Annotated in this window: 29 protein-coding genes, 1 tRNA gene and 2 pseudogenes; 11 read left to right on the forward strand and 21 right to left on the reverse strand. The window is 66.3% G+C overall.

Annotated features, from left to right (window positions below):
• Positions 1 to 305 (reverse strand): annotated as a pseudogene (locus tag QN347_RS05570) (IS21 family transposase); the annotation flags it as partial.
• Between the two features lie 80 nt (positions 306 to 385).
• On the opposite strand from QN347_RS05570, the gene QN347_RS05575 reads away from it, so the two are divergent.
• Positions 386 to 2,326, forward strand: a complete 1,941-nt coding sequence (locus QN347_RS05575) for an alpha-L-fucosidase (protein WP_322162920.1) — start codon at positions 386 to 388, stop codon at positions 2,324 to 2,326.
• Between the two features lie 48 nt (positions 2,327 to 2,374).
• Here QN347_RS05575 and QN347_RS05580 read toward each other — a convergent pair whose 3' ends face one another.
• From QN347_RS05580 to QN347_RS05610, 7 genes are all read right to left on the reverse strand, one after another.
• Entirely contained in the window at positions 2,375 to 3,127 is a 753-nt protein-coding gene (locus QN347_RS05580) for an SGNH/GDSL hydrolase family protein (RefSeq protein ID WP_323493983.1), read from the reverse strand.
• A gap of 268 nt (positions 3,128 to 3,395) precedes the next feature.
• On the reverse strand, positions 3,396 to 3,839 hold the full coding sequence (msrB, locus tag QN347_RS05585) for a peptide-methionine (R)-S-oxide reductase MsrB (RefSeq protein ID WP_322162924.1): 444 nt from the start codon (positions 3,837 to 3,839) through the stop codon (positions 3,396 to 3,398).
• A 26-nt stretch (positions 3,840 to 3,865) separates the two neighbouring features.
• Positions 3,866 to 4,393, reverse strand: a complete 528-nt coding sequence (locus tag QN347_RS05590) for a DUF1440 domain-containing protein (RefSeq protein WP_322162926.1) — start codon at positions 4,391 to 4,393, stop codon at positions 3,866 to 3,868.
• 311 nt (positions 4,394 to 4,704) lie between these two features.
• Positions 4,705 to 7,014, reverse strand: a complete 2,310-nt coding sequence (locus tag QN347_RS05595) for a xanthine dehydrogenase family protein molybdopterin-binding subunit (RefSeq protein ID WP_322162928.1) — start codon at positions 7,012 to 7,014, stop codon at positions 4,705 to 4,707.
• A complete protein-coding gene (locus QN347_RS05600) occupies positions 7,011 to 7,475 on the reverse strand; it encodes a (2Fe-2S)-binding protein (RefSeq protein ID WP_322162930.1) in 465 nt (154 codons plus the stop codon). The genes QN347_RS05595 and QN347_RS05600 overlap by 4 nt, the downstream gene beginning before the upstream one ends.
• A complete protein-coding gene (locus QN347_RS05605) occupies positions 7,472 to 8,821 on the reverse strand; it encodes a cytochrome c (protein WP_322162933.1) in 1,350 nt (449 codons plus the stop codon). Before QN347_RS05605 ends, QN347_RS05600 begins: the two co-directional genes overlap by 4 nt.
• Before the next feature lie 110 nt (positions 8,822 to 8,931).
• Positions 8,932 to 9,690 (reverse strand): TonB-dependent receptor, encoded by a 759-nt coding sequence (locus QN347_RS05610; RefSeq protein WP_322162935.1) that lies wholly within the window; start codon positions 9,688 to 9,690, stop codon positions 8,932 to 8,934.
• Positions 9,691 to 9,729: 39 nt separating this feature from the next.
• Between QN347_RS05610 and QN347_RS05615 the strand changes: the two genes are divergently transcribed.
• Positions 9,730 to 10,299, forward strand: coding sequence for a CehA/McbA family metallohydrolase (locus QN347_RS05615; RefSeq protein ID WP_322162937.1), 570 nt, complete (start codon positions 9,730 to 9,732; stop codon positions 10,297 to 10,299).
• A gap of 310 nt (positions 10,300 to 10,609) precedes the next feature.
• Here QN347_RS05615 and QN347_RS05620 read toward each other — a convergent pair whose 3' ends face one another.
• The 4 genes from QN347_RS05620 to QN347_RS05635 all read right to left on the reverse strand — a co-directional run bounded on the left by QN347_RS05620 (position 10,610) and on the right by QN347_RS05635 (position 12,749).
• Positions 10,610 to 11,038 carry an NADPH-dependent FMN reductase gene (locus QN347_RS05620; protein WP_322162939.1) on the reverse strand — a complete coding sequence of 143 codons (429 nt, stop codon included), beginning with the start codon at positions 11,036 to 11,038 and terminating at the stop codon, positions 10,610 to 10,612.
• Positions 11,035 to 11,514, reverse strand: coding sequence for a nuclear transport factor 2 family protein (locus QN347_RS05625; RefSeq protein WP_322162940.1), 480 nt, complete (start codon positions 11,512 to 11,514; stop codon positions 11,035 to 11,037). The genes QN347_RS05620 and QN347_RS05625 overlap by 4 nt, the downstream gene beginning before the upstream one ends.
• Positions 11,515 to 11,618: 104 nt before the next feature.
• Positions 11,619 to 12,143: a pyridoxamine 5'-phosphate oxidase family protein gene (locus tag QN347_RS05630; protein ID WP_322162941.1), complete on the reverse strand. Its 525-nt coding sequence runs from the start codon at positions 12,141 to 12,143 to the stop codon at positions 11,619 to 11,621.
• A gap of 60 nt (positions 12,144 to 12,203) precedes the next feature.
• Positions 12,204 to 12,749: a carboxymuconolactone decarboxylase family protein gene (locus tag QN347_RS05635; protein ID WP_322162943.1), complete on the reverse strand. Its 546-nt coding sequence runs from the start codon at positions 12,747 to 12,749 to the stop codon at positions 12,204 to 12,206.
• Between the two features lie 114 nt (positions 12,750 to 12,863).
• Here QN347_RS05635 and QN347_RS05640 point away from each other — a divergent pair, with 114 nt between their 5' ends.
• Positions 12,864 to 13,769, forward strand: coding sequence for a LysR family transcriptional regulator (locus QN347_RS05640; RefSeq protein WP_322162945.1), 906 nt, complete (start codon positions 12,864 to 12,866; stop codon positions 13,767 to 13,769).
• Positions 13,770 to 13,791: 22 nt separating this feature from the next.
• On the opposite strand, the gene QN347_RS05645 is transcribed toward QN347_RS05640, so the two are convergent.
• The 3 genes from QN347_RS05645 to QN347_RS05655 are packed head-to-tail and all read right to left on the reverse strand — an operon-like array spanning position 13,792 to position 15,273.
• Positions 13,792 to 14,478 carry a DUF1223 domain-containing protein gene (locus QN347_RS05645; RefSeq protein WP_322162946.1) on the reverse strand — a complete coding sequence of 229 codons (687 nt, stop codon included), beginning with the start codon at positions 14,476 to 14,478 and terminating at the stop codon, positions 13,792 to 13,794.
• A gap of 1 nt (position 14,479) precedes the next feature.
• Positions 14,480 to 14,938: a DoxX family protein gene (locus QN347_RS05650; RefSeq protein WP_322162948.1), complete on the reverse strand. Its 459-nt coding sequence runs from the start codon at positions 14,936 to 14,938 to the stop codon at positions 14,480 to 14,482.
• Between the two features lie 59 nt (positions 14,939 to 14,997).
• Positions 14,998 to 15,273 carry a DUF2282 domain-containing protein gene (locus tag QN347_RS05655; RefSeq protein ID WP_322162950.1) on the reverse strand — a complete coding sequence of 92 codons (276 nt, stop codon included), beginning with the start codon at positions 15,271 to 15,273 and terminating at the stop codon, positions 14,998 to 15,000.
• Positions 15,274 to 15,506: 233 nt separating this feature from the next.
• Between QN347_RS05655 and QN347_RS05660 the strand changes: the two genes are divergently transcribed.
• The 5 genes and pseudogenes from QN347_RS05660 (at position 15,507) to QN347_RS05680 (ending at position 18,464) form a co-directional block, all read left to right on the forward strand.
• A complete protein-coding gene (locus QN347_RS05660; protein WP_322164188.1) occupies positions 15,507 to 16,046 on the forward strand; it encodes a sigma-70 family RNA polymerase sigma factor in 540 nt (179 codons plus the stop codon).
• Complete coding sequence (locus tag QN347_RS05665; protein ID WP_322162951.1) at positions 16,043 to 16,684, forward strand: DUF1109 domain-containing protein; 642 nt, start codon at positions 16,043 to 16,045, stop codon at positions 16,682 to 16,684. The genes QN347_RS05660 and QN347_RS05665 overlap by 4 nt, the downstream gene beginning before the upstream one ends.
• An 82-nt stretch (positions 16,685 to 16,766) precedes the next feature.
• Positions 16,767 to 17,027: pseudogene (locus QN347_RS05670) on the forward strand (hypothetical protein).
• A gap of 73 nt (positions 17,028 to 17,100) precedes the next feature.
• A complete protein-coding gene (locus QN347_RS05675; RefSeq protein ID WP_322162952.1) occupies positions 17,101 to 17,952 on the forward strand; it encodes a DUF692 domain-containing protein in 852 nt (283 codons plus the stop codon).
• On the forward strand, positions 17,949 to 18,464 hold the full coding sequence (locus QN347_RS05680; protein WP_323493984.1) for a DNA-binding domain-containing protein: 516 nt from the start codon (positions 17,949 to 17,951) through the stop codon (positions 18,462 to 18,464). The genes QN347_RS05675 and QN347_RS05680 overlap by 4 nt, the downstream gene beginning before the upstream one ends.
• Before the next feature lie 1,010 nt (positions 18,465 to 19,474).
• On the opposite strand, the gene QN347_RS05685 is transcribed toward QN347_RS05680, so the two are convergent.
• From QN347_RS05685 to QN347_RS05700, 4 genes are all read right to left on the reverse strand, one after another.
• Positions 19,475 to 19,550 (reverse strand) — tRNA-Thr (locus QN347_RS05685).
• An 18-nt stretch (positions 19,551 to 19,568) separates the two neighbouring features.
• Positions 19,569 to 20,429 (reverse strand): hypothetical protein, encoded by an 861-nt coding sequence (locus QN347_RS05690; RefSeq protein ID WP_322162955.1) that lies wholly within the window; start codon positions 20,427 to 20,429, stop codon positions 19,569 to 19,571.
• On the reverse strand, positions 20,426 to 20,662 hold the full coding sequence (locus QN347_RS05695) for a hypothetical protein (RefSeq protein ID WP_323493985.1): 237 nt from the start codon (positions 20,660 to 20,662) through the stop codon (positions 20,426 to 20,428). Before QN347_RS05695 ends, QN347_RS05690 begins: the two co-directional genes overlap by 4 nt.
• Positions 20,659 to 21,969 (reverse strand): replication-associated recombination protein A, encoded by a 1,311-nt coding sequence (locus QN347_RS05700; RefSeq protein WP_322162958.1) that lies wholly within the window; start codon positions 21,967 to 21,969, stop codon positions 20,659 to 20,661. The genes QN347_RS05695 and QN347_RS05700 overlap by 4 nt, the downstream gene beginning before the upstream one ends.
• A gap of 169 nt (positions 21,970 to 22,138) precedes the next feature.
• Here QN347_RS05700 and QN347_RS05705 point away from each other — a divergent pair, with 169 nt between their 5' ends.
• Positions 22,139 to 22,678 (forward strand): PadR family transcriptional regulator, encoded by a 540-nt coding sequence (locus tag QN347_RS05705; protein WP_416350851.1) that lies wholly within the window; start codon positions 22,139 to 22,141, stop codon positions 22,676 to 22,678.
• Positions 22,678 to 22,992 carry a DUF2218 domain-containing protein gene (locus QN347_RS05710; protein WP_322162960.1) on the forward strand — a complete coding sequence of 105 codons (315 nt, stop codon included), beginning with the start codon at positions 22,678 to 22,680 and terminating at the stop codon, positions 22,990 to 22,992. The genes QN347_RS05705 and QN347_RS05710 overlap by 1 nt, the downstream gene beginning before the upstream one ends.
• Before the next feature lie 74 nt (positions 22,993 to 23,066).
• Here QN347_RS05710 and QN347_RS05715 read toward each other — a convergent pair whose 3' ends face one another.
• Positions 23,067 to 24,245 carry a glycosyltransferase family 1 protein gene (locus QN347_RS05715; RefSeq protein ID WP_322162961.1) on the reverse strand — a complete coding sequence of 393 codons (1,179 nt, stop codon included), beginning with the start codon at positions 24,243 to 24,245 and terminating at the stop codon, positions 23,067 to 23,069.
• A gap of 76 nt (positions 24,246 to 24,321) precedes the next feature.
• On the opposite strand from QN347_RS05715, the gene QN347_RS05720 reads away from it, so the two are divergent.
• On the forward strand, positions 24,322 to 25,026 hold the full coding sequence (locus QN347_RS05720; RefSeq protein ID WP_322162963.1) for a glutathione binding-like protein: 705 nt from the start codon (positions 24,322 to 24,324) through the stop codon (positions 25,024 to 25,026).
• 3 nt (positions 25,027 to 25,029) lie between these two features.
• Here QN347_RS05720 and QN347_RS05725 read toward each other — a convergent pair whose 3' ends face one another.
• On the reverse strand, positions 25,030 to 25,440 hold the full coding sequence (locus QN347_RS05725; RefSeq protein WP_322162965.1) for a BLUF domain-containing protein: 411 nt from the start codon (positions 25,438 to 25,440) through the stop codon (positions 25,030 to 25,032).
• Positions 25,441 to 25,449 lie beyond the last annotated feature (9 nt).

Genomic DNA, 25,449 nt, shown 5'->3' on the forward strand with positions numbered 1-25,449 from the left:
ACGGTATATCCGCCGGCAAAACCATGCTCGTCGCGCAGCCGTTCGAAGATCCGCTTGGCCGTATGCCGCTGCTTCACCGGCGCTGTCTGATCCGCTGCCAGGATCGCATCGATCACCGGCAGCAGCGGCCCCAGCTTCGGCTTCGCTGCAGGCTCCCTGCGCGTATATCCCGGTGGCAGTGAGAACCGGCACATCTTGGCCACCGTCTCCCGGTTCAGCCCGAACACCCGCGCCGCCTCGCGGCGGCTGTGACCCTCCACGAATACGAAGCGCCGAACGGCGGCATAGCTCTCCACGGCAAACATCCCAGGCCGCTCCCAAAAGAAGCAACCTTACCAACGGCTGGATTTTACTCCGCCACGCTCAGCACCGTGCCGGCGTTCCGATGGCCTGCTTTGTCACCGCCGCATCCACTTCGCGCCGCCGCGTGCTTGCCTCCGGCCTTGCCGCCACTGCTGCCGCCACTGCCGTGCCCGCGCTGACCAAGGGTGCGGTGGCACCGCCGCAGCCGTGGGGCGCGACGCCGTCGAAGCGTCAGCTCGCCTGGCATGCGCGCGGGCAATATGCCTTCGTCCATTTCTCGATCAACACCTTCACCGACAAGGAATGGGGGTATGGCGACGAGGATCCGGCGCTGTTCGACCCGACCGATTTCTCGCCCGAGCAGATCGTCGCGGCGGCCAAGGCGGCCGGCATGACGGGCATCATCCTCACCGCCAAGCACCATGATGGCTTTTGCCTGTGGCCGACGCATCTGACCGAGCGCTGCATCCGCAACACGCCGTACAAGCAGGGCAAGGGCGACGTGGTCGGCGAGATGGCGGCGGCGACGCGTCGCGCGGGGCTCGCCTTCGGCCTCTATCTCTCGCCGTGGGACCGGCATCATCCCGAGTACGGCCGGCCCGCCTATGTCGACTATTTCCGCAAGCAGATCGTCGAGCTCTGCACGCGCTATGGCGAGCTGTTCGAATTCTGGTTCGACGGTGCCAATGGCGGCGACGGCTATTATGGCGGCGCGCGCGAGACTCGCAAGATCGATGCGCCGGCCTATTACGACTGGCCCAAAACGGTCGCGCTGGTGCATCAGTATCAGCCGATGGCGTGTACCTTCGATCCGCTCGGCGCCGACCTGCGCTGGGTCGGCAACGAGGACGGCGTCGCGGGCGATCCGTGCTGGCCGACCATGCCGAACCACCTCTACGTCCAGTCCGAGGGCAATAGCGGTGTGCGCGGCGGCGCCTTGTGGTGGCCGGCCGAGACCGACGTGTCGATCCGCCCCGGCTGGTTCTACCACGCCGACGAGGATGCCAAGGTCAAGACGCCCGCGCAGTTGCTGGAGCTGTACGACACCTCGGTCGGGCGCGGCACCAACCTCAACCTCAATCTGCCGCCCGATCGGCGCGGGCGGCTGGCCGATGGCGACGTCGCGGTGCTCCGCGCCTTCGGCGCCGCGCAGGCCGCGACCTATGCGCGCGACCTCGCACAGGGCGCGATTGCGAACGCGAGCGACACGCGCGGCCCGGCCTTTGCCGCCGCGCGCGTGCTCGATGGCCGGCGCGACAGCTATTGGTCGAGCGGCGACGCGGTGACGACGCCGAGCTTGACGCTCGATCTGCCGCCGGGACGGCGCTTCGACGTGATCCGGCTGCGCGAATATCTGCCGCTCGGCGCGCGCGTCACGCGCTTCGCGATCGATGTCGAGATCGACGGCGCATGGCGGACACTTGCCGAACATGAGGCGATCGGACCGCAGCGCATCATCCGGTTGCCGCAGCCGATCACGGCGCGGCGGGTCCGTCTCCGCATCCTCGCGGCGCCGGTCTGCCCGGCGATCAGCGAAGTCGCGCTGTTCCTGCAAGTCCAGCCGGCTGCGGTCGTGCCGGTGCGTGCGCACGATGCGACGACACTGTCGAGCGCGGGCTGGCGGATCGTGACCGCCTCGGGCCCCGGCGCCGAGGCTCTGCTCGACGACGACGCGGCGACGCGCTGGACCGTGCCTGCCCCGACGCCGGGCCGGCCCGCCAGCGTGACGATCGACATGGGTGCGGTGGCAGCGCTCGCTGGCATCAGCGTAACGCCGTCGCGGACGATCGCCAAAGGCGTGGCGCCGCCGCGCGATTATCGGTGCGAGACGAGCCTCGACGGCGCGCGCTGGGAGCTCGCGGCGGCGGGCGAACTTTCCAATATCGCCTATGCGCTGGCGACGCAGCGGATCGCGTTCGGCACGACGCGGCCGGCGCGGTGGTTGCGCCTCAGCTTCACGGAAACCGCCGTCCCCGCCGACAAGCTTGCGCTTGCAGGGATCGGGGCGTTCCTCAAACGGTAGGGCGGCGGTGAGGTTTCGTCGGTTGCTCGCGGCGTCCGGGCTTGGGACTCAGGTCGTCCGCGACTGAATCTGCCGGCCGAGCGCCTCGGCGATCGCGGCCATTCCGCGGGCGTTCGGGTGATATGGCACGAAGCTCGGTCCGCCGGGCAGGGGGAAGCCATTGACCCACGGCTCGGCGCTGCACGCGGTGTGGGCGCTCGACAGGTCGGATGCTTTCAGGACTTCGGATCCAGTCTCGGCTGCGACGCGCGCGGTCAGCACCGCAAGCCGTCGCGCCGTGGCGCGGCCGGTATCGGCCTCGGCGCGGGACAGCGGTACGCTCGCGCATGTCTCGACCGGCGGCAATACCGCGACATAATCGACGAAGATCAAGCGCGCCGCGGGCGCGCGGCGATGCACCTCGGCCGCAATGCTGCGCAGCGCGGTGTCGAGCTTCGCCCAGTCGGCCTCGAGGACCTGCGGGGGCGCGGGGCATCGGCCTCCCGGCGTTCCGGATGGCGGCGAAGCAAAGCTGCGGCACGAGGCCGATCCGAGGCCGCCGATATAGCCGACATCGTTGCCGCCGATCGTGATCGTCACCAGCCGGGTATCGCGGGTCAGCGCGTCGATCTGCGGCGGCAGCGCGTCCCAGGGCCCGAGAATATGCGCCGTCGTCGCGCCGCTGCAGCTTACATCGTCGAGCTGCAAGCCGAGCTTGCGCGCGAGGAGATGCGCATAATTGTCTGTCGAACGGGCGCAACGCGTGGCGGGTTGGTCGGCCGATGACGTGACCCCGGGCCCCGCCGCAAACGAGCTTCCCATTGCGACATAGCGGGCGCCGGGCGCTACAACGCGGGCCTGGGGATGCGGGCTTGTCGTACAGGCCGCGAGCAACGCGGACACGCCGACCACCAGACCTGCCCGCCAGCGTGAACCGTTTGGATCCGTCATGCTCTCACCCCCCGGCACCCGTCGATAGCACGGGACCCCTCATGCGCGTTACATGCCGGAAACAGCGCGGTCACGCGATTGCCAAACGGTCTGCGCTGAGCGTCCGTCTGCGGAGGAAGCGGTGGCGCAGAAGCGGCGTTCAGCCCTGGACTTGATCGAGATACGCACCATAGCCCTCGGCTTCCATCGCTGCGCGGGGTACGAAGCGCAAGGATGCCGAGTTGATGCAATAGCGTAGCCCGCCGCGATCCCGCGGACCGTCATTGAAAACGTGTCCGAGGTGGCTGTCACCGTTCGCGGAACGGACTTCTGTGCGGACCATGCCGAGCGTGGCATCGCGCAACTCGGCAACATTGGCGGGCTCGATCGGCTTGGTGAAGCTCGGCCAGCCACAATGCGATTCGTATTTATCGGCAGACGCGAACAACGGCTCCCCCGAAACGATGTCGACATAGATGCCGGCGTCCGTGGTGTGGAGATATTCGCCCGTACCGGGACGCTCGGTGCCGCTTTTCTGCGTTACGCGATATTGTTCGGGCGAGAGCCGCGCGATTGCGGCGTCGGTCTTGCGATAATCAGCCATGGTCATGCTCCTTGCGTTGCTATCGTTCAGTCGCCCTGGCGGGGCAGCAGCGTACCGGCGACTTGCCGGCGGACGATCTCGCTCACGCCGCCGAAGACGATATGTGAGGCGTAGGAATACACATTGCTTGCGATCCCGGCGTTCCACGGCGCGCTGCCGAGCCCGGTCGCGGGAACGGCGGCTTCGTCGAGCACCGTTGCGGTGCCGAGCCCGAACCCCAGCCCATAGCCGGAGGTGACCGACGGGCGAAACTCCGCTGCGATGCCATAGGCCGCGCCGAGCGCAATCCCGACGGCATAGTGGACCGCCTGGCCGGCAAGCGGTTTGTCCGCGGCGGCGACGGCTTGGCCCGTCAGGCTCTCCAACACCGCATCGGCGGCTTTTTCCGTCGCGGGCTCGGAATCGCTCCCGCTCGACGGCAGCAACGGCGATACCGCGGCCTGGAACCGGTCCATCGCAAAGGATGCCACGGCGCCCGCTATCACGCCCGCTACGGCACCTCTTGCCAGCCTTGCGGCAACGCTCTCATCGGTCTTGGCTGGGGTCGAGGCCATCGCACATCTCCTGGGGTCTGCCGCGCGACAACGACGGAGCGGCAGACGGGTTGCGACGGGAACGCTTGCGATGGCGTTTTGCCTCGGCCGCTTCGGTTGGCATGCTCGACTGTCGGCTTCGCGGTGCAGACGCGCAAGCGAGCGGCCATGAGGAGACCGCTCGACGGGTCGAGGCGTTCGGCCAGCTTCCAGCTTTCGTCCGGCATCGCGACGCGACGCGACCAAGCCCGGCGCAAAAGATCTGAATGCCGACGATCGCGGGCGGTACAGGGTTTCCGTGAGCGGCGCTGTCAGCCGCGGCGAGCGTACATCTACCGCGCTTTCAATGCGGCCAGGACCGCCGCCGGGGTGATGGGAATGTGGCGCAATCGGATCCCCGTCGCGGCGTAGATCGCATTGCCGATCGCGGGGCCGACGACCGTCGTGGCGGGCTCGCCCAGCCCGACGGGCACGTTTTCGCTCTCGACGAAACTGATGTCGAGTTGCGGCACGTCGGCGATGCGCAGCGGGGTGTAGGTGTTGAGATTGGTGTCCTTCACCTGGCCCGCGGCGAATTCGGTGCCCTCGTGCAGCGCCATGCTCAGGCCCCACAGCGCGCCGCCCTGCACCTGCGCCAGCGCGCCGTCGGGATCGACGATCGTGCCGGCGTCGACCACGAGCGTCAGCTTCTCCACGCGGACGATGCCGGTCGCGCGATCGACATGGACTTGCGCCGCACAGGCCACCCAGGTCGGCATGTCGCGCTCCTGCCCGAAGCTGGTGGCGACCCCGAGCCCGGTATCGGCGGGAAGTTTGGCGCCCCAGCCGGCCTTCTCCGCAACGCGGCGCACCACTTCGGCCTGGCGGAGCGCGCCGCCGACCGCGTTGGGCGCGGAGCCGGCGTTGCGGCCCTTGCCGGTCAGCAGCTTCAGCCGGAACGCCACCGGATCGATCTTGGTGTGGTGCGCCGCTTCGTCGATGAAGCTCTCGAGTGCCCAGTTGGTCCAGCCTGGTCCCACCGAGCGCAGCCAGCCCGGGCGGAAGGTGGCGTTGGCGAGATCGTTGGCGACCGCGCGGACCTGCTGGTGGCCGACATCATACCAATGGTCCGCACCCGAGATCGCGAAGGGATCGTATTGGCCGCCCTTCTTGGTCTTGGCGAGCAAGGTCGGCCCGGCGATCACCTGTGTCGGCCAGCCGGCGCAAGCGTGATGCTCCATCGCCTGGATCTGACCGCTGCCGTCGAACTGCATCCGCAGCCGCTGCACCGAAGGGGAGCGCACCGAATCGAAGCGCGCATCGTCCTCGCGCGTCATGATCATCTTGACCGGGCGGCCAAGCGCCTTGGTCGCGAGCGCGGCCGGGATCGTATAGTCGCCGTTGAGCCGCCGGCCGAAGCCGCCGCCGAGCAGATAGCTGCGCAGCACCACCTTGGTCTCGGCCACGCCGAGCGCCTTGGCGAGCGTCGGCAGGATCAGGCTCTGCCACTGGTTGCCGGTGTGGATCTCGAACACGCCGTCCTTTTCGAACGCGAGCGCGTTGAGCGGCTCGAGCTGGAAATGGAGCACGGTGGCGGTGGTGTAGATCTGCTCGATCGTGCTCGCCGCGGCGGCGGTGAAGTTCGGCGTGCTGTCGTCGTCGGCGATGTCGAGCAAAATGCCGCCATCGGCCTTGGCGACGAGCGCGCGGGCATGGTCCTGCAGCGTCTGCTCGGTCATGTCCGCGCCGGGGCCGGGCGTCCATGTGACGTCGAGCAGGTCGGTCGCCTTGAGCGCGGCGTAGTAAGACGTGGCGATCACCATCACCCAGCCGGGGACGGTATCCGAGGGATCATCGAGCACCAGATAGCGCAGATAGCCTTTGACCTTCTTGGCCGCGGCGTCGTCGACCGACACGACCTTCGATCCGTTGCGCGTCGGTGGCAGCTTGGGGCGGGCATAGACCATCCCCGGCAGCTTGGCGTCGATGCCGTAGACCGCGGTGCCGTTGGTCTTGGCGTCGATGTCGAGACCGTGCGTTTCGCGCCCGATCAGGCGGCGCTCCTTGACCGGCTTGATCGGCAGCGCCTTGAGCTCGTCGGGGGTGAATTGCCGCGCGACGGTGCCGCTCTTGGCGATGTCGCCAAAGGACATCGAACGCCCGCCGGCATGGACCGCGCCACCCTTGGCGGTGCAGCTGGCGGGGTTGGCGCCCATCAGCTTGGCGCCGGCTTCGATCAGCGCGATCCGCCCTGCGGCGCCCGCCTGGCTGAACACCGGGAAGGTCTGCCACACCGACCAGCTGCCGCCGGTGACCATCAAGCCCCATTTCGGATCGCTGTCGACATGGACGATGCGCACCTTGTCCCAATCCGCCTCGAGCTCGTCGGCGAGGATGCGCGCGAGCGCGGTGCCGACGTGCTGGCCCATCTCGGCGCGGATGATGTTGACGCTGACGATACCGGCCGCGTCGATGCCGAACCAGATCGTCGGTTCGAACTGCGGCCCGGTGGCAGCCGCTGGTACGCTGCCCGGCACCGCCGGATCGATCGCCGCCAGCACGCGCGAGAAGCCGAACGCGACCCCCGCCGCGCCGCTCGCCACGAGGAAGCCACGGCGGCTGAACGGCGTCGTCGCTTCGGCGCGTGTGATGAGGCGGCTCATGCCTTGGTTCCCATCTCGGCGGCTGCCTGTTTGATCGCCGCGCGGATGCGGACATAGGTCATGCAGCGGCACAGACTCCCGGTCATCACCGCGTCGATCTCGTCGTCGCTGGGGGCGGGAAAATCCTGCAGCATCGCCGCTGCCTGCATGATCTGGCCCGACTGGCAGTAGCCGCATTGCGGCACCTGCAGCGCGCGCCACGCTTGTTGCAGCGGGTGGTTGGCGGCGGGGTCGAGTCCCTCGATCGTCGTGACGGCGGCGCCCTCGACCGACGCGAGCGGGGTGATGCAGGAGCGCGTCGCGCGCCCGCCGACATGGACGGTGCAGGCGCCGCACATCCCGATCCCGCAGCCGAATTTCGTGCCGGTCAGCCCGATATGATCGCGGATCACCCACAAGAGCGGGGTGTCGTCCTCGACGTCGGTGGTCACCGCGCGGCCGTTGATGGTGAAGCTGGTCATTGGCCCTGGCCTTGCGCGCGGATGGTGGCGACTTTTGTCTCGAGATCGGCCCAGGCCGGCTTGGTCGTCCGGGTCGCCCGCAGATAGGCGGAGATCCGTGCGACGTCGGCGTTGGTGAAGCCGTGCGCGAAGCCCGGCATTACCACGCCCGGCGCGCCGTCCTGCGCGCTCACCCCATAGAGGATGACGCGGATCAGATTGGTCGGATCGTCGAGGTTGACCGCGCTGTTGAGCGCGAGATCGGGGCGCAGCGGGTTGAGCTGGCGACCGTTATAGTGGCACGCGGCGCAGGCCCCGGCATAGAGCCGCGCGGCGGGATCGTAGGTCAGCCCGGTACCGATCTTGTCGGCGGCCAAGGCCTTCACGATCGCGGCATCGCCCTGCGCGGCTTGGCTCGCCGATCCGTTGCGGCTGGCGAAATAGGTGGCGATCGCGGCGACGTCTGCAGCGGGGAGGTGGGAGAGACCGCGCGGAACCGCGCCCATCGGCCCGGCGGCGGTGCCATGATAGCGGCTGATGCCGGTACCGAGATAGGCGACCAGCTCGGCGTGCGTCCACGGCACGGGCGAGGGGTTGGTCTTGTCGAGCGGCGGCGCGATCCAGCCGTCGATCGGTGCGCCTGCATAGGCGCGATCCCGGATCTCGGCGCCGAGCTTGCCGCGCGGCGTGTGGCAGGCGCCGCAATGGCTGATGCCCTCGGCAAGATAGGCGCCCCGATTCCATTCGGCGCTTTGTGCCGGCTGGGGCTGGAAGCGGCCGGGAGTGAAGAACAGCAGCTTCCACCCGGCCTGCAACAGGCGGATGTTGAGCGGGAAGGGCACGGTGTTGTCGCTGGCTTCCTGGCGAACGGGCGAGCGGGTCATGAAATACGCATACAGCGCGGCCACGTCGCCGTCGGTCAGCTTGGTGAAATGGTCGTAGGGAAACGCCGGCAACAAATGCGCGCCGTTGCGCGACACCCCCTCATGCATCGCCCGCCGGAACGCGGGTTCGGACCATTTGCCGATCCCCGTCGCGGGATCGGGCGTGATGTTGGTCGAATAGATCGTGCCGAACTGCGTCGCCATCGCATAGCCGCCGGCGAACGGCTTGCCGTGCTTGGCGGTATGGCATGCAGAGCAATAGCCGGCGCTGGCCAGAGCTTCGCCCTGTGCGACCAGCGCGGGCGCAAAGCTGCCGGGCGCGGGCGGGGCGATCTCGGCGATCGCTGGGCGCCACGCGAAGATGCAGAACGCGACGAGTCCGACGACGATGACGCCGACGAGACCGAGAAGCAGGCGCTTCAGCACGGTGAACAGGATCTCATGCGCCGCCCTTCGATCGGATGATCCGAGGCCTTGCCTCATCGGCCTCTTACGCTGTCGCGTCTAGTGGCCGTTTAAGCGGCGTATCCGCGTATTGCGGAGTGTTTTTGAGGTCAGCCGCACGTAGGACCGCAATCCAGCCTATCGCTCAATCAGGAGGCGAAGGTCACCGTCGCACGGACGGCGCGGCCAAATTCCGGGCGTGCCATGAAAAAGGCAGGTGCGCTTCCGCCGGCGTCGAACGACCCTGCGCGCGGGTTGCCCTCGGTCAGGCCGAGCGCGTTGGTGAGATTGGTGGCGTGCAGCGCGAGCGTCAGCCGAGGGGTGAGCTTCGCGTTCACATCCATGTTGATCAGCGAATATGGCGGCAGCCGTTGCGAGTTCGCGCTGTCCGCGAACCGGACAGAAGAGTAAACGAGCTCGGTATCGAGCCGCAGCCTGCCGTCGAAAAACGTCAGGCTCGGCGTCGCGCGCAGCGACAGGCGCGGCACGCGGATCAATTGATTGTCGGTCGCATCGCGTAGCACGGGGGCCCCGCCGATCAGCTCGCTATAGCAGAAATTGCGATAGCGCGGGTCCTGCAAGGTCGCCAGCACGTCGAGTTTCAACGGGCCGAACAGGTCGGCGTGGCCAGTCAGTTCGAGCCCGATCGTCGAAGTGTCGGCGATCGAAGTGCGTTCGACATAGCTGTAGGATGCGGTCTCGAAGTGATAGTCGGTGAAGGGCAAGTGCGAGAAGCGCGTCTTGAATGCGACCGCCGAGAGAGTCCACCTTGCATGCTGCAAGAGCAGCCCGGCCTCGATCATCGTGATCGGGACCGCGACCGCGACGTCGTCGGACCGACGCGGTGCGCTGCGCGAGCTGCAGGGGGCGATCGACCGTATGCTGCTCGTGCCGGCGCGCGAGATCACAACTTTCTGGGGGCATAGCAACGTCTTCGGCCCGGCACTATGCGCGCGACCCATACGGCCGATGCCGCATTCCAGGGCTTCGGCTATTCGAACACGCTGCTCAACGCGGGTTGGCACGTCACCGGCATCGGCGGCAGCGACAGCCACGACCCCGATCGGCCATCGCGAGAGGCGGGCGCGATCGGCAGTCCGACGACAGTCGTCTATATGCCGGAGCTCTCAGTGCACGGCTTGCTTGCCGGGGTGCGATCGGGTCGCGCGTTCATCGACGTCGAGGGAACGCGCAACCGGTTGCTCGATCTGTCGGCACGAGCGGGCGACCGGCAGGCGGCGATGGGCGGGACGCTGCCCGTTCCAGCGGGCGAGACCGTTCGCTTCTTTGCCGAGCTCAACGGCGTTCCGAGCGGGATAATCCAGGTTATCGTCGACGGCCGGGTCGCACCCAGTTTGGAGACGAAGTTCGACGCCGCCCACCCGATCGCGCTGGCGCCGTGGCACAGTGATGGGGGAGCGCACTGGATCCGCGTCGATGTTCGCGATGCCGACGGTCGCCTGCTGCTTGTCGGCAACCCGATCTACATCGTGTTCGCCAAGGGTCTCAAACGCTAAGCCGATCGTGTGGCGGCGATATGGGAGCAGCATGGCGCAGCGCGCGCCGAACATGAGAGGGAATGCAAAATTCGGCCGGGGGCATCGCGGAGGATTCCAAGCCGCCTATCACATGGTCTGGGTACCATCGGGTCGCCACGGTCAAGCATGGAAGGAAGAAACACTGCGTGCGGACCGACCCGACCGGATCGCGCCGCGTCGGCCGCGATCATATGGCAGGGCCGCTCGATGCATTCGGTCGTTTCGCTCGCGAGCCGGCACTTTGGCGAGCGAGGCGTAATGCGGCTGACCCGCAGCTCACCGACTGGTTTCATGCATCTCGCCTGATCAGCCGGATGGCGACAGTCCGCGCTGCCATTGTGGACAGCGTTTCTCTAAGCGCGGCGATGGCATGATGGGCCCGTGGGGCAGCATTGAGCACGAGGACAGGCTTGCCCGAAACCCCCTCGCAACCGACCAGCCAGTCTAGCGCATTCTTGAGTACGCCGCTGATGCCGTGCGCATATTCCGGGCTCGCCACGATCACCCCGTCCGCGGCAACAATCGTTGCGCGTAAGACCTTGACGGCTTCGGGCAGATCCGCCTCCAAATCGGGGTTGAACAGCGGCAGCGCGCCGAGCGAAACCAGCTCGACGGAAACGCCCTCGGGCGCTCCAGATGCGATCGTGCGCAGCAATGCCGTGTTGATCGAACTTGCCCGCAGGCTGCCCGATACGGCCGCGATGCGGATCGCGGTCATCCGTTTACGCCGGCCAAGCCGGGATACGCCTGCGGACGCGGTGCGTGGGCATCCCACAGGAAGCGACGCTCCCCCTCCGCGATCGCCAGATCGTTCACCGACGCCTCGCGCCGGCGCATCAGTCCGTTTTCGGCAAACTCCCACTGCTCGTTGCCGTAGCTCCGATACCACTGACCAGCGATGCGGCACTCGTATTGAAACCGCACCGCGATCCGGTTGTCGGTGAACGCCCACAGGTCCTTGACCAAGCGATAGTCCTGCTCGCGCGACCATTTGGCGCTCAGCAGGGAGATAATGGCGGGTCGCCCCGTGACGAAGCTGTCCCGGTTTCGCCACTCGCTGTCGATCGTATAGGCCAGCGCCACCCGCTCGGGATCCCGGCTGTTCCAGGCATCCTCCGCCGCCCGCACCTTGAGCAAGGCGCTCTCGCGCGTGAAGGGCGGCAGCGGGGGCCGTGGAATTTCGAGCGTGCTCATGCGGGGAGGTCCTTTTCGGCGAGAGCGGTGCGCAGCGCGATGTTTTCGGCTTCAAGCGCCGCGAGTCTGGCGTGGAGTGGCGCAGATGCCGCGGCGATCTCGGCCTAGGTAAAGCGCGGGGTGATATGCTGCGGGCAATTCCAATCGAACGCTTCGAGGTGCAGCAGGAACACGCGTTCCGGCACCCCACGATAGCTCGGCAGATCAAGCTTGCTCGCCAGCACGGGATCGGTCGAGAGATTACGCGCCTCGATCCGGGCATAGAGCTTCAGTCGGCGACGGCGCGGATAGTCCATCAGGAAAATCGCCACGCGGTTGTTCGCCGCCACGTTGCCAAGGCTGATATATTGGCGATTGCCCCGAAAGTCCGCGAAGGCGAGCGTCTTTTCGTCAAGCACCTTGAGGAAACCCGCCGGGCCACCGCGATGCTGGACATAGGGCCAGCCGCTTTCCGATACGCTCGCCATGTAGAAGCTGTCGCGCTCGGCGATGAACTGGACTTCGGCTGGTCCGAAACAGTCCGCTGGCCGGCGCCCGCCGACGGTGTCGTAAAGCCCGGCACTCCCATTCGCTACCTGTGCCGCGAGCACGCTCGGCGTCGTCGCAAGGGTGAGGAAGGCATTGGCCATGATCGAGCTCCGGTTGCTGCAGGGCGGCGTCGGCGGGCGCATACCGCCGACGCCGGACCATCAAGCGGCTTCGGCCGCCAGGACGACAGGGAAGTCGATGTCGGTTCTGGCGACATTGTTGATGTAGTTGGTCAGCACGTTGAGCGCGACCGACGCGACGATCTCGATCACTTGTGCCTCGCTGAAGCCGGCCAGACGCACTTCGGCAAGGTCGGCGTCGCTGACCTGGCCGCGCGCCTCGTGGACCTTGCGGGCGAAGCCGACGGCCGCATCGGCCTTGGCGTCGCCCGAATGACCGGCGCGGTTCAGCGCGATCTCGGCGGCGTCGATCTTGGCGAGGTTCAGGCCGAGATAGGTATGCGCGGACAGGCAGTAATCGCAGCCATTGGCTTGCGCGATCGCAAGCGCGATGCGTTCGCGGGTCTTGGCGTCGAGCGTGCGGCCCAGTGCGCCGTTGAGGCCAAGATAGCCCTCCAGCGCAGCCGGGCTGCTGCCGACGAGCCGGAACAGGTTGGGGACCATGCCAAGCTGCTTTTCGACCGCATCAAGCAGCGGCTGCGATTTTGCGGGGGAATCTTCGCGGGTGAGGATGGCGATGCGGGACACGTCTTTTCTCCGGGTAGGCGGCTGGATGCGGCCTGCCCATGGAAGATGCGCTTTGGGCTAAGATGTGATAATCCGTTCGTTCGACACTTCACTCATGCGCAAATCGGGACAATCATGGATCGGCTCGACATGCTGCGCACCTTCGTCGCCGTCGCCGATCATGCGAGCTTTGCGGAGGCCGCGCGCCGACTGCGCGTTTCGCCTACGGCGGCGAGCCGGGCAGTGGCGACGCTGGAGCTTGATCTCGGAACACCCTTGTTGCGGCGGACGACGCGATCGGTGCGGCTGACCGACGAGGGCGCAGCATATCTCGAGCGCTGCCGCGCCGCGCTGATCGAACTTGACGATGCAGTGCTGGCGTTGCGCGGCACCGGTGCTTTGCCGGGAGGCAATCTTGTCGTCACAGCGCCGGTGACCTTTGGGCGGCTCCATATCCTGCCGATCACGACCAGCCTGTTGCGCAACCATCCGCGGTTAGGTGTCGAACTGACTTTGATCGATCGCGTCGTCCGCTTGGTTGAAGAGGGGATCGATGTCGCCGTGCGGATCGGCGATCTGTCAGACAGCGCGCTCCATGCCCTCAAGGTTGCGGAAGTGCGGCGGGTTCTCGTCGCCAGCCCTGGCTATCTCGCGGCACGCGGAACGCCCGTGACCGTGCCAGCGCTGCATGACCATGCCTTGATCTCTTTCACCGAGATCGATCGAGCGCACGAATGGCGCTTCGGAGCGACTGGCAAGACCGCCATCCGGATCGAACCGAGGCTGACCGTCAACACCGCCGATGCGGCGATTGCGGCTGCGGCCGATGGCGTGGGGATCGCGCGGGTGCTGTCCTATCAGGCGCTCGCGGCCGTCGCGTCGGGCCGCTTGGTCACGCTGCTCGACGAAGCCGCGCCGCCGCCCGTACCCGTCCACCTCGTCTATCAGGCCAATCGACGCACATCGGTCAACGTGCGCGCCTTCATCGATGCAGCGCGCGCGCATTTCAGCGGATTGGATCTGACCGGTCGCGCTGCGTAGAATTAGATGTCGGTTCGACGTGTCAAATGCGGGATGCGGCCACGATCCTCCCGCCACGTCCTGCTTGCACAAGCACGGCTGATTTGAGGTTGGGATCGGAATTCGTCGGGATCACCACCGTTTTCGACGTCCCGTTCCACGTTCCGATGATGCTGAGCGACCGCACGACGTTGCGATGCACAAGCGTTCGGCCGCCATTCTCGCCCGCACGAATGGGAACGCTGAGCGCCCTTGCATCGTAGCGCACGAGCCAGATCGTCGCGGGCTGCGCGGTCGCGGCTTTCCCAATCGTCACCGTGCCGGGCGCAGCCTCGATGGCCGGGCCAGCCGGACCACGATCCTGCGCGCGGATTGCCGCCACCAGCTGTGCACGATTGCCGCCATTGACGGAGGCTCGGCCATTGATGACCGTCTGCGGCGTGGCGAACTGGCTGATGCCGGTGCGGGCATAATCGCGTTCGCGCTCGGTGAATGCGGGCTTGGCGAAGCTGTCCTTCCACCCGAGCTGATCCCAATACGTGACCGCGAAGGTCAGCGCGAGGATCTCCGGGCGATCGGCGATGCCGTTGATATTTGCGATCGCGGGCGGGCAGGACGAACAACCCTGGCTTTGGAACAGCTCGACGACGGTCGGATGCGTGGGGTCATTGGCCAATGCCGGCGCGCCGCTCGCGATCACTGCAAGCGCGGGAAGGAGTCCGAACTTCATTTTACTGTTCCTTTTCGGTCGGAAGCGTCGGCAGGACGCGGTCGAGCGACCACGCTCCGCCGCCGCGGGCAATCAGCGGCAACAGGATCGCCGCCCAACTGAGATGCGTCGGCCAGGCATCGGGATAGACGAAGATCTCGATCGTCAGCGTCATCAGCAACAAGGCGGCTGCCGAGAAACGTGTCGCGAGGCCGAGGACGAGCAGGATCGAGAAGAGATGCTCCGAATAGGTCGCGGCGACCGCCGCAATCGCGGGCGGAACCAGCGGCAGCGCATAGTCGGTGCGAAACAGTTCGTAGGTGCTGTCCGTGATCTGCAGCAGCCCATCGACCTTGGTCCGGCCCGACAGGAAGAACACCGCTGCAATCCCCAACCGGGCGATCAGCAGCAGCGCCGCATCGGGGAGCAAGGCAGCCGCGCGTCGAACGGTGCGATCGTACAAGGCGACGAGCGACATCATGGGCGTCTCCGAAAAAATGGCCGAGGCGCGCGGGCGACACCCCGGCTCTGGGCTGGCGATTACGCCTTGGGCGTCAGCGAACCAGTGCCCTTGGGCGTCATGATCGAGACGCAGGTGCCCGCCTTGACGAGCTTCCAGGCATTGCCCTGATAATCGGCCTTGGACGTGCCGGCGCAGCTGGTGCCGGCACCGGCCTTGCAGTCATTCTTGCCGGCGAGCGCGACCCCGTAACATTTCTCCATCGCGGGCGCGGCGTGGGCAACACCGGAAAGGGTGGCACCGCCGGCCACTGCGAGGGCAAGGCTGGCGGCGAGTGCGGCATGGGTCGGATGCACGAGATGTTTCCTTCGATGATGGAGGCCTCTGCGGCGCGTGGTTCGGCGATGGGGACCGCCGAACCACGCGGTGACCAGGAAGGAGGCGTCGGGGCAAACCCGGTCACATGGGCCAATTCGGCGGCACGGCTGGTTCGGTTACGCAAAAGCCGGCGCGAAAGAATTTTCCGCCGCTGGCGCGCTCCGGTGTAACCTTCTGGCCATGTCGCACGAAAACATCCTCGGGAGGGCTCATGCGAGCAAGTGAGGAACAGTTGCGCGGATTGATGATCGCTGGGCTCGACGGCAATGCCGACGACCACGCGGCGTTGCTGCGCTTGCTGGTCCCCATGCTTCGGGGATTCTACCGGCGTCTTGCAAGCGGCGACGGCGACGATATCGAGGATTTGGTGCAGGATACGCTGATCGCAGTTCATACCCGCCGTTCGACCTACGACCGCGACCGCCCGTTCAGCGCGTGGCTGTTCGCGATCGCACGCTACAAGATGATCGATCATTTCCGCCGTAACCGTCGGACTCAGCCGATCGAAGGGCTGGAAGACATCTTGATCGCCGAAGGGTTCGAGGACGCCAGTTCCGCGCGCATGGACGTGGACGATTTGCTCGACACGCTTCCGCCCAAACAGGCGCGGATGATCCGCGCGACCAGGATCGAAGGGCTGAGTGTCGCCGAGGCTGCCGATACGCATGGTCTTGGCGAATCCGACGTGAAGATCTCGGTCCATCGCGGGCTCAAGACCTTGATGGCGCGCATCCAGGGAGGACGGGCATGAACACCGACGACCTGATCGCGACGCTCGGCAGCGATGTCCCGCCCGTGAAGCGCAGTGCGGTGGGTCGACGGCTCGTCCTTGGTATCGCGGCGGGTGCGGCCGTGTCGGCAAGCTATGTGTTGCTGATGTGGGGCGCGCGGCCTGATCTGGCGGTGGCGATGCACGGTTTCTACTTCTGGATGAAGTGGGCGTACACGATTTCGCTCGCCTTCGGGGCGTTGGCGCTGACCGCGCAATTGGCGCGTCCCGAAACGCATCGGTTGCGATGGCTGTGGCTGCTGGCGATCCCGGTACTGCTGCTGGCCAGCGTCGGCGTGTTCGAACTCCTCCACACACCGCAGACCCAATGGTTGGCGATGTGGTTGGGCCAAAGCTGGAAACAATGTCCTTGGCGCGTACTATCGCTCGCGATGCCGATCTTCATCGGGCTGCTCTGGTCGTTCAGGCGACTCGCGCCAACGCGATTGCGTCTGGCCGGCGCGGCGGCAGGATTGGCGGCGGGCGCGTTCGCCGCCACCGTCTATTGCCTGCATTGTCCCGAAGCTTCGGCGATCTTCGTGCTGACCTGGTATTCGCTCGGCATCCTGCTCGCCGCATCGTTCGGCGCGCTGGTGGGGCCGCGCCTGTTGCGTTGGTAAGTTTTGGCGAAGCTGTAACCGTCGATCGTGAACCCGCGAATTGGAGGAGCCAATCCGGCAAACCCCTTCCGGGAGATTTTCCATGCTTACTCTTCGTACCGGCATCAGCTTCGCCGCCGCCGCCGCCGTCGTCGCCATCAGTGCTGCGGCCCCGACCGTCGCGGTCGCAAAGGATGGCGACACGGTGCACTGCTACGGCGTCAATACCTGCAAGGGCACGTCGGACTGCAAGACCGCCAAGAACGAATGCAAGGGCCAGAATGACTGTTAAGGACAGGGCTTCAAGGCGCTGTCGGCAAAACAGTGCACCAAGGCCGGTGGCAGCCTGACCGCGCCGAACTGATCGCGGGACTCGGCCCGGTCACCGTCAGGGGACCGGACCGACCTTCTCTCCAGCACGGATCAGGACGGACCCCATGCCAAAGCCCATGGCCTTGCCCATCACGCCCTTTGCCGGTTTCGGACTCGGCTTGCGTAAACCGCATTATGCCGGATTTCTCGAACACCGCGTCGCGGTCGATTTCGTCGAAGTGATTTCCGAGAACTTCATGGTCGATGGCGGCAAGCCGCGCCAGATCCTGCGCGATGTCCGCGCGTCCTATCCGGTCGCGCTGCACGGCGTTTCGATGTCGATCGGATCGGCCGACGGACTGGACGAGGCGTATCTCGCCCGGCTGCGCGCGCTGGTCGATGAGATCGAGCCCCTGTTCGTATCCGATCATCTCAGCTGGACTCGCATAGAGGGCTTCAGTTCGCACGATCTGCTCCCCTTGCCCTACACAGACGAAGCCCTCGCCCTGGTCTGCGCAAATATCGGCCGCGCGCAGGACACCCTCGGCCGCACGATGCTGATCGAGAATCCCTCCACCTATATCGCGTTCGAGGGTGCCGACATGACCGAATGGCAGTTCCTGGATGCGATGTGCGCGCGCAGCGGCTGCGGACTGCTGCTCGACGTCAACAATGTGTTCGTCAGCGCGACCAACCACGGCTTCGATCCGATCGCCTATCTCAACGGCGTGCCGCACGAACGCGTGCGGCAGATTCATCTGGCCGGGCACAGCCGCGGACAGGACATGCTGATCGATACGCACGATCAGCCTGTACCAACCTCGGTATGGGACCTGTACGCGCATGGTTTGCCGATGCTCGGGCCGGTCGCTACGATGATCGAGCGTGACGACGACATCCCGCCGTTGCACGAGCTTCTGGCCGAGCTGGACCTTGCCCGGCAGATCGGCGGACAGCCCTTGGCCAAAGCGGCATGAGCTTGCTCACGCTCCAGCGCGATATGCGCGCGTGGCTCGTCGCTGCGGATGCCGACGCGGCAAACCGCTATGGCAGCGCGGCCGCAGCCGGCTTGCTGGTTTATCAGAACACGTATCGCGCCCAACTGGTCGCGTGCCTTGAGGAAAGCTTTGTGCAGACGCGCGCCTGGGTTGGCGGCGAGGCGTTTCATCATGCCATCGTCGCCCATATCGAGCGCGTGCCACCGACGAGCTGGACGCTCGACGCCTATCCGCGGGATTTTCCGGCAACGCTCGCGTTGCTGTATCCCGATGATCCCGAAGTCGCCGAGCTTGCGTGGATCGAATACGCGCTAGGGGAGGCGTTTGTCGGTCCGGATAGCCGATGCGGCCGTGCCGCCGATCAAGCCCATCCCCGCAAACCCGCAAACACCCGAAATCGCGCCGTCACCTGCGCCACGGGAAACTGCCGCCCGCCGCGGTCGTCAAACCGCAAAGCCGGGTCGGCAAAGCCCTGGTACGAAGACTCATGAATAATCCGGGTTAGGTGGTTTTAAGGACGATCGATGTGAGGATTTGGGGCCGACCTGGGTTCTCTGATGTCGTCGGTATCACGCATCAGGAAGGAGAGCGTGACCGCGTGCATCCCTGGCATCGGCCGCGTCGTTCGGGCCCACTTAAGGTTCCAGTAACGACCAGCCTCAGGTCTACATGAGGCGGGAATAATCGGTAGGCATCGATAAATCGTCGTTTTATTCTATTCGTCACGCGCCTTGGCAATCGCGATGTGCACAGCCGGGACCCGCCGTTCGAGAAGGGGCCCGTGGGAACCCGTATGGGACCCTAGCCGCGTGCGGAGACGATCGGGGCGGCGGTGGCCTGCAATGTGCCTGGACCCTGATCGCGGTATCGTTCAATTCGAGGCACAACGAAGCGAAGCCTGCATGGTCGGCAGGGTCCAAAGCGTGATCCTGCGCCGCCAGCAATTTGATCGCCGATGCGGCCCACTGGTTCTCAATAGCGTCCAGGTCGCCACTGCCGCGCCAACCCTTCAGACTGGGCAACATTAAATCCCAGCCGTTCTTGATCCTGGCCGCCCGATCCGGCCCTCCCTCCCAACGAGAGGCTTCGTGCCTCGCCAACCAATCGGCCTCAAAGACTTTGCCGAGATACGCGATGCGCGGGGCGTCGAGGGTGTCATACGCTCCCGTAGCCATCTTGCGGGCTTGTCCCACGACCGCTTCGAACCGGGCTGCAGCGGCGGCGTAGCGTATGTGGAACTCTGGTGTTCTCGAGTCCTTGGTGGCTAGCGAGACCTTGAGAAAGGCGGGCGCCTTACCTGAAGGCCCCGCCGGCACGAACGGGACGAGGGCGGCCGGGAAGGCCCGTCGATAGCTGAGTCGGCCTGTTTTTCGGTTGATGAGGATATGATGCAAAATAAATCTGACCGCCACTTTCTTGTACCTTCCCGCTGTACCTTGGCGAGGGCGAAAGTCACGGAAAACTGCCAATTATGAGCGTTTCCAGGCCCATAAGGTGGTCATGGTGCCGGCTGCAGGAATCGAACCCGCGACATCCAGTTTACAAAACTGGCGCTCTACCAACTGAGCTAAGCCGGCACACTGTCGCTCAATGCGTCAGGATATGCCGAAGGTCCAGCCCTCGGTGCGCGCAATTTGGGGGGTCAGCGCGCTCGGGTGCCAAAAATCGGTGCGCGCCGCGTTCGAGCGGAGCCAGGCGGCGGTGAGGATCGCGTCGGTCGCGTGATCGGTATAGCGCGCGAGCGGCGTGTGCGCGCGGCTGCCAAGCGTGGCGAGCGCCGTGTCGAGCGCGGCGGCATCGCGCACCTTGCTGCGTCCCTTGCGCACCCCGGCGGCGCGCGCGGCGATCGTCGTGTAGATTTCGACGACGCACGCTCCGGTGTGGGGGGCGGGGTCGATCGGCCAGACCGGGATGGCTGGCGCGAGATGGTGCAGCAGCCGCATGCCGGCAAAGCTCGCCTTGGCGACCTGCGCTGCGCCGATCGCGTCGTAGACGGTCGAGGGCTTGCCGAACCCAGCGGCATTGTGATGCGCCTCGCAGCGGCGGAAGTGGAGGAAATCGGCTTTCGTGCCGTCGGCCGCGCCGAGATAGAAATGCGTGCCGCGGCGCAATTCGAGGAACGAGGCAGCGCCGAGATCGGCATCGGGGGCGTGCGCATCGACATAACCCCAGAAGGCGCGCGCGGTCGTCGGCGCAGCCTCGCCGGGCAGATAGGCGCCGCGCTCGACATGGGGTGGCGCAAAGCTGAAGTCGAAGCCGACGAGCAGCGGCGTCTCGGCCTGATCGCGCAGCCAGTGCAGGATGTCGGCGCGCGACCAGACACCGCGCGGCGGCGAGACGAGCGTCGGGGCCGCCGCGCCCGTCTCGCACAGCGCGAGCGCGATGCCGGGGTGGCGCGCGCCCTTCGCCCCCGACCAATCGATCGCGGCGAAGCGAGTGAAGTGGGTCGGGATCACGCCCTTGTGCGCGGTTTGCTGCGTTTGCGCGCAGCCGCCGGGTCGCGCGCGATCATCGCCTCGACGCGGTCGGGATCGTCGCTGCCGTGGCGGACGAGCAGGGTGGACCAGCCGATCGAGACGAAGGTCCGGCCGTTCGATCCGACCTTGACCGCCGCGCCGTCATCAGGCGTCGCGGCGATGGTGTCAGGCAAGGTCAACGCGGAGGCGGCGCGGGAAGCCCAGTCCTTCATTGCGCGTCTTTCAAGCTCGCCCACCACGCCATGCGTTCGGCGATCCGCTTTTCGACGCCGCGATCGGTCGGGACATAGAAGGTCTGCGGCTCCATCTCCGCAGGCCAATAGTTCGATCCTGAAAAGCCATCGGCCGTATCGTGATCGTACGCATAGCCCTTGCCGTAGCCGATCTCCTTCATCAGCTTGGTCGGCGCATTGAGGATATTCTCGGGCGGCATCAGCGATCCGGTCTCGCGTGCCGATTTCCACGCCGCCTTCTGCGCCTTGTAGGCGGCATTCGATTTGGGGGCGGTGGCGAGATAGAGGCATGCCTGCGCGATCGCGAGCTCGCCCTCGGGCGATCCCAGGAAATCATAGGCGTCCTTGGCGGCGAGGCACTGCGTCAGCGCGTTCGGATCGGCAAGGCCGATATCCTCGACCGCCATGCGGACCATCCGGCGCAGCAGATAGAGCGGTTCCTCGCCCGCGGTGAGCATCCGCGCGAGGTAATAGAGCGCGGCCTGCGGGTCCGATCCGCGCACCGCTTTGTGGAGCGCGGAGATGAGATTGTAATGCCCCTCGCGATCCTTGTCGTAGACCGCGACGCGACGCTGCAGGAAGGCGGAGAGGCCGGCGGGGTCGAGCGGCTCGGGCAGGTTGACCGCGAACAGCGTCTCGGCCTGGTTGAGCAGGAAGCGGCCGTCGCCATCGGCGCTGGCGATCATCGCATCGCGCGCGGACGCGGTGAGCGGGAGCGGCTGGTCCTCGATCTGCTCGGCGCGGTCGAGCAATTTACCGAGCGCGGCGTGGTCGAGCCGGTGGAGGATCAACACTTGCGCGCGGCTGAGCACGGCGGCGTTGAGCTCGAACGACGGATTCTCGGTCGTTGCGCCGACCAGGGTGACGGTGCCGTCCTCGACATAGGGCAGGAAGCCGTCCTGCTGCGCGCGATTGAAGCGGTGGATCTCGTCGACGAACAGCAAGGTCCGCTTGCCCAGCCGGGCATGGTCGCGCGCCTCGGCAAAGGCTTTCTTGAGGTCGGCGACGCCTGAAAACACCGCCGAGATCGCCACGAAGCGCAGGCCGACGGCATCGGCGAGCAGCCGTGCGATCGTCGTCTTGCCGGTGCCGGGCGGGCCCCACAGGATCATCGACGACAGCCGCCCCGCGGCGACCATCCGCCCGATCGCGCCCTCGGGGCCGGTGATGTGCTCCTGCCCGACGACCTCGGCGAGCGTGGTCGGGCGGAGGCGATCGGCGAGCGGGGCAGTGGCGCTGACAGCCTCGGCGGCGGGCGGATCGAAGGCGGCGAAAAGATCGGGCATCCAAGCAAGATAGGCGTTCCGACGGGCGCTAACCACCCGTGGCGGATGGGGCCTGGGCTGGCTCTCGTGGGCGAGGCGCGAGCAGGGCCTCAAAAAAGTGCGCGGCAGACCTTGCGAAGAGCGCATTAAGATATATCTTAGTGCCATCGTGTTATACAGAAGGAACGCTATGTTTGGATTTTCAGAACGCGGCAGCCACGGCTGCCAAGCCGGGCACGGCCGTATGGGCATGCGCGGTGGCCCGCGCGGCCGGCGGATGTTCGACGGTGGCGAACTGCGGCTCGTCCTGCTCAAGCTGATCGCCGACGAGCCGCGCCACGGCTATGACCTGATCCGCTCGATCGAGGATCTCACCGGTGGCGCCTACGCGCCGAGCCCGGGGGTGGTCTATCCGACGCTGACGCTGCTCGACGAAATGGAGCTGATCGAAGCGCGGCAGGCCGAGGGGGCGAAAAAGCTCTTTGCGACCACCGAGGGCGGGACGGCGCTGCTCGCCGAAAATGGCGAATTGGTCGAGGCGCTGTTCGCGCGGCTCGCCGAGGTCGGTGCCGAGCGGGCGCGGACCGAGAGTTCGGCGGTGCGCCGCGCGATGGGCAATCTGCGCGAGGTGCTGGTGCACAAGCTGCGCCACGAGCAGGTCGAGCAGGAAACGCTCCACCAGATCGTCGCGCTGATCGACGACGCCGCGCAGAAGATCGAGCGGCTGTGATGGCCTATACCGCAACCGCCCGCGTGCCGACCGCCTCGGCGAGCAAATACCTCCAGCAGACGTGCAAGCATTGGGAGCACACTCTGGCGGTGGTGTTCACCCCCGAACATGGGACGATCGTCTTCCCCAAGGATGCGCGCGGCGCCGCGCATCCCGGTGATGCGACGGTGACGTTCGATGCGCATCCCGATGTGCTTGAGGTGCGGATCGACGCGACGTCGGTCGAGCAGCTCGAGGGCCTGAAGGGCGCCGTCGCGCGCCATGTCGATCGCTTCGCGTTTCGCGAGGCGCCGCTGAGTTATGACTGGCGATAAGACCTGTCCGCCGTGTGGCTGACCCGCGATCCGCGCTTCCCACAGGGGATGCCGGGTCGCGGGCATCGACCGCTTTACGCGGCGTGCGCGGCGCCGGTCGGGTGCCCGGAAGCGCGGCGCTCGAGTACCTTGAGATAGGTGTCGAGCACGACCTGGTTGATCCGCTCCCATTGATAGGCCGCTGCCGCGGCGTGGCCTGCAGCGCCTGCGCTGTGGCGGAACGTGTCGTCCTCGCAGAGGCGCTGGAGCGCATCGGCATAGCCCTCGATATCGGTCGGCGGGACGATCAGCCCGGTCACGCCATCGGCGATCAGCCCGACCGCACCCGACGCGCGCGCCGCGACCACGGGGACGCCCGCTGCCATCGCCTCGAGCGTGACGTTGCCGAAGGTTTCGGTGAGGCTCGGGTTGAAGAACACATCCATCGACGCGACAGCACGCCCGAGATCGTCGCCGGTCAGATACCCCGCGAACACTGCATTGGGCGCTTGCTGCGCGAACCAGTCGCGCGCGGGGCCTTCGCCGACGACGAAGGTGCGATGCTTGACGCCGCGCTGGTCGAGCGCGCGCAGCGCCTGCGCGAACACATCGAGGCCCTTTTCCTTGACCAGCCGGCCGAGGAACCCGACCGCGATCTCGTCATCGGCGATGCCGAGGCTGCGGCGCCACGCGAGATCGCGCCGCGCGGGGTTGAAGCGTTCGGGATTGACGCCGCGCGACCAGCGCGTGACCGGCGTCGGCACGCCCCAATCGTGCAGGATCTCGCCCATCATCTGGCTCGGCGCGAGCACTTCGTCGACGCGGCTGTAGAAGCGCTTTTGCGCGCGGATCATCATCGGCACCAGAAACCCGAGCCCGTAATAGCTCATATAGGTCTCGAAGCGCGTATGGTACGAAGCGACGCACGCGATGTCGTGCTTCTCGGCATAAGCGAGCGCCTTGTGGCCGAGCCAGTCGGGCGCCGAGAGGTGGATCAGGTTCGGCGCGAACGCCGCGAGATCGCGCCGCACGCGATTGCCCATGCCGCGCGTCAGCTTGTATTCGCCGCGCAGCGGGATCTTGATCGAGGGTGCGCTGACAAGGTCGCCGGTCGGCGGAAAGGCTGGCGTGCGGCTGGTGGGGGCATAGACGCGCACCTTGACGCCGCGGCTCAGCAAATGGCCGACGAGCAAATTGAGCGTCTGGTTCGCACCATCGCGGGTATAGTTATAGTTGCCGCTGAAGAGCGCGACACGGAGATCGGAAGCTTGCATCGGATGGCGCCATAGCGAAGCGCGGGGCGCGTGACTATCTCCTGCACGCCATCGTGGCGCGCCAAAGGAGTTCGCAATGCCCGATCTTTCCGCTTTCCCGATCACCAAGCGCTGGCCGGCACAGCATCCCGAGCGGTTGCAGCTCTATTCGTTGCCGACCCCGAATGGCGTCAAGGTCTCGATCATGCTCGAGGAAACCGGGCTGGCGTACGAGCCGCATCTGGTCGATTTTGCGAAGGACGACCAGAAGACCCCCGAATTCGAATCGCTCAACCCCAATGGCAAGATCCCCGCGATCCTCGATCCCGACGGCCCGGGCGGTGCGCCGCTGGCTTTGTTCGAATCGGGTGCGATTCTGCTTTACCTTGCCGAGAAGACCGGCCGGTTCCTGCCGAGCGACCCGGTCGCGCGGCTTCAGGCGATCCAGTGGGTGATGTTCCAGATGGGCGGCGTCGGCCCGATGTTCGGCCAGATGGGCTTCTTCGTGAAGTTCGCCGGCAAGGACTTCGAGGACAAGCGTCCGCGCGACCGCTATGTCGCCGAGGTCAGGCGCTTGCTCGGCGTGATGGATGTCGCGCTCGCCGACAAGCGCTGGTTTGTTGGCGAGGACTATACGATCGCCGATATCGCGATGCTGGGTTGGGTGAACGCGGTTGTCGACTTTTACGGCGCGGGCGAGCTTGTCGGGTTCGACGACTTTGCCAACGTCAAGGCGTGGCTCGCGCGTGGGCTCGCGCGGCCGGCGGTGCAGCGCGGGCTCACCATCCCGGCGCGCGCGTAGCGCTCACGCGGCGGCGTGGACTTGCGCAAAGCCTTCGAAATAGCCGCGCACGGTCGGGTCGGTGATCGGCTCGACCAGCGTGGCGACGGTTTCGGGGAGCGTTATTGCATCGCCGCCTCCCGTGCCGCCGCGGTTGAAGCCCATCGCCCATTGGCCAAAGGTCGGCGTATCGATCGTCGTGCGCGAGAGGATGACGACGGCGTGGTGGCGCGGATCGGCCTTGATCCTGTTGAAGACCGTCTCGACGGCAGCTTCCGGGCCTTCGAGCGCCTGGAGGAAGCGGCGTCCACCCGCGACGAGCAGGCCGGTCACGCCGACGGCGGCATTGTTACGGCGTGATGCGATCAGGATAGCATCGAGTTCCACCGTCGTGAGCGGGGATCGGGTGCTGCTTATATAGATAAGACGCTGCATGCTTACGCT

The organism is Sphingomonas sp. 10B4 (assembly GCF_035019905.1).
GTDB classification, from domain to species: domain Bacteria; phylum Pseudomonadota; class Alphaproteobacteria; order Sphingomonadales; family Sphingomonadaceae; genus Sphingomonas; species Sphingomonas glacialis.

Coding starts and splice junctions, on each gene's coding strand:
- QN347_RS05575 (WP_322162920.1), top strand. CDS start 386: ATGGCCTGCTTTGTCACCGCCGCATCCACTTCGCGCCGCCGCGTGCTT.
- QN347_RS05580 (WP_323493983.1), bottom strand. CDS start 3,127: ATGGGAAGCTCGTTTGCGGCGGGGCCCGGGGTCACGTCATCGGCCGAC.
- msrB (WP_322162924.1), bottom strand. CDS start 3,839: ATGGCTGATTATCGCAAGACCGACGCCGCAATCGCGCGGCTCTCGCCC.
- QN347_RS05590 (WP_322162926.1), bottom strand. CDS start 4,393: ATGGCCTCGACCCCAGCCAAGACCGATGAGAGCGTTGCCGCAAGGCTG.
- QN347_RS05595 (WP_322162928.1), bottom strand. CDS start 7,014: ATGAGCCGCCTCATCACACGCGCCGAAGCGACGACGCCGTTCAGCCGC.
- QN347_RS05600 (WP_322162930.1), bottom strand. CDS start 7,475: ATGACCAGCTTCACCATCAACGGCCGCGCGGTGACCACCGACGTCGAG.
- QN347_RS05605 (WP_322162933.1), bottom strand. CDS start 8,821: ATGAGGCAAGGCCTCGGATCATCCGATCGAAGGGCGGCGCATGAGATC.
- QN347_RS05615 (WP_322162937.1), top strand. CDS start 9,730: ATGCGCGCGACCCATACGGCCGATGCCGCATTCCAGGGCTTCGGCTAT.
- QN347_RS05620 (WP_322162939.1), bottom strand. CDS start 11,038: ATGACCGCGATCCGCATCGCGGCCGTATCGGGCAGCCTGCGGGCAAGT.
- QN347_RS05625 (WP_322162940.1), bottom strand. CDS start 11,514: ATGAGCACGCTCGAAATTCCACGGCCCCCGCTGCCGCCCTTCACGCGC.
- QN347_RS05630 (WP_322162941.1), bottom strand. CDS start 12,143: ATGGCCAATGCCTTCCTCACCCTTGCGACGACGCCGAGCGTGCTCGCG.
- QN347_RS05640 (WP_322162945.1), top strand. CDS start 12,864: ATGGATCGGCTCGACATGCTGCGCACCTTCGTCGCCGTCGCCGATCAT.
- QN347_RS05645 (WP_322162946.1), bottom strand. CDS start 14,478: ATGAAGTTCGGACTCCTTCCCGCGCTTGCAGTGATCGCGAGCGGCGCG.
- QN347_RS05650 (WP_322162948.1), bottom strand. CDS start 14,938: ATGATGTCGCTCGTCGCCTTGTACGATCGCACCGTTCGACGCGCGGCT.
- QN347_RS05660 (WP_322164188.1), top strand. CDS start 15,507: ATGCGAGCAAGTGAGGAACAGTTGCGCGGATTGATGATCGCTGGGCTC.
- QN347_RS05665 (WP_322162951.1), top strand. CDS start 16,043: ATGAACACCGACGACCTGATCGCGACGCTCGGCAGCGATGTCCCGCCC.
- QN347_RS05675 (WP_322162952.1), top strand. CDS start 17,101: ATGCCAAAGCCCATGGCCTTGCCCATCACGCCCTTTGCCGGTTTCGGA.
- QN347_RS05680 (WP_323493984.1), top strand. CDS start 17,949: ATGAGCTTGCTCACGCTCCAGCGCGATATGCGCGCGTGGCTCGTCGCT.
- QN347_RS05695 (WP_323493985.1), bottom strand. CDS start 20,662: ATGAAGGACTGGGCTTCCCGCGCCGCCTCCGCGTTGACCTTGCCTGAC.
- QN347_RS05700 (WP_322162958.1), bottom strand. CDS start 21,969: ATGCCCGATCTTTTCGCCGCCTTCGATCCGCCCGCCGCCGAGGCTGTC.
- QN347_RS05705 (WP_416350851.1), top strand. CDS start 22,139: ATGTTTGGATTTTCAGAACGCGGCAGCCACGGCTGCCAAGCCGGGCAC.
- QN347_RS05710 (WP_322162960.1), top strand. CDS start 22,678: ATGGCCTATACCGCAACCGCCCGCGTGCCGACCGCCTCGGCGAGCAAA.
- QN347_RS05715 (WP_322162961.1), bottom strand. CDS start 24,245: ATGCAAGCTTCCGATCTCCGTGTCGCGCTCTTCAGCGGCAACTATAAC.
- QN347_RS05720 (WP_322162963.1), top strand. CDS start 24,322: ATGCCCGATCTTTCCGCTTTCCCGATCACCAAGCGCTGGCCGGCACAG.
- QN347_RS05725 (WP_322162965.1), bottom strand. CDS start 25,440: ATGCAGCGTCTTATCTATATAAGCAGCACCCGATCCCCGCTCACGACG.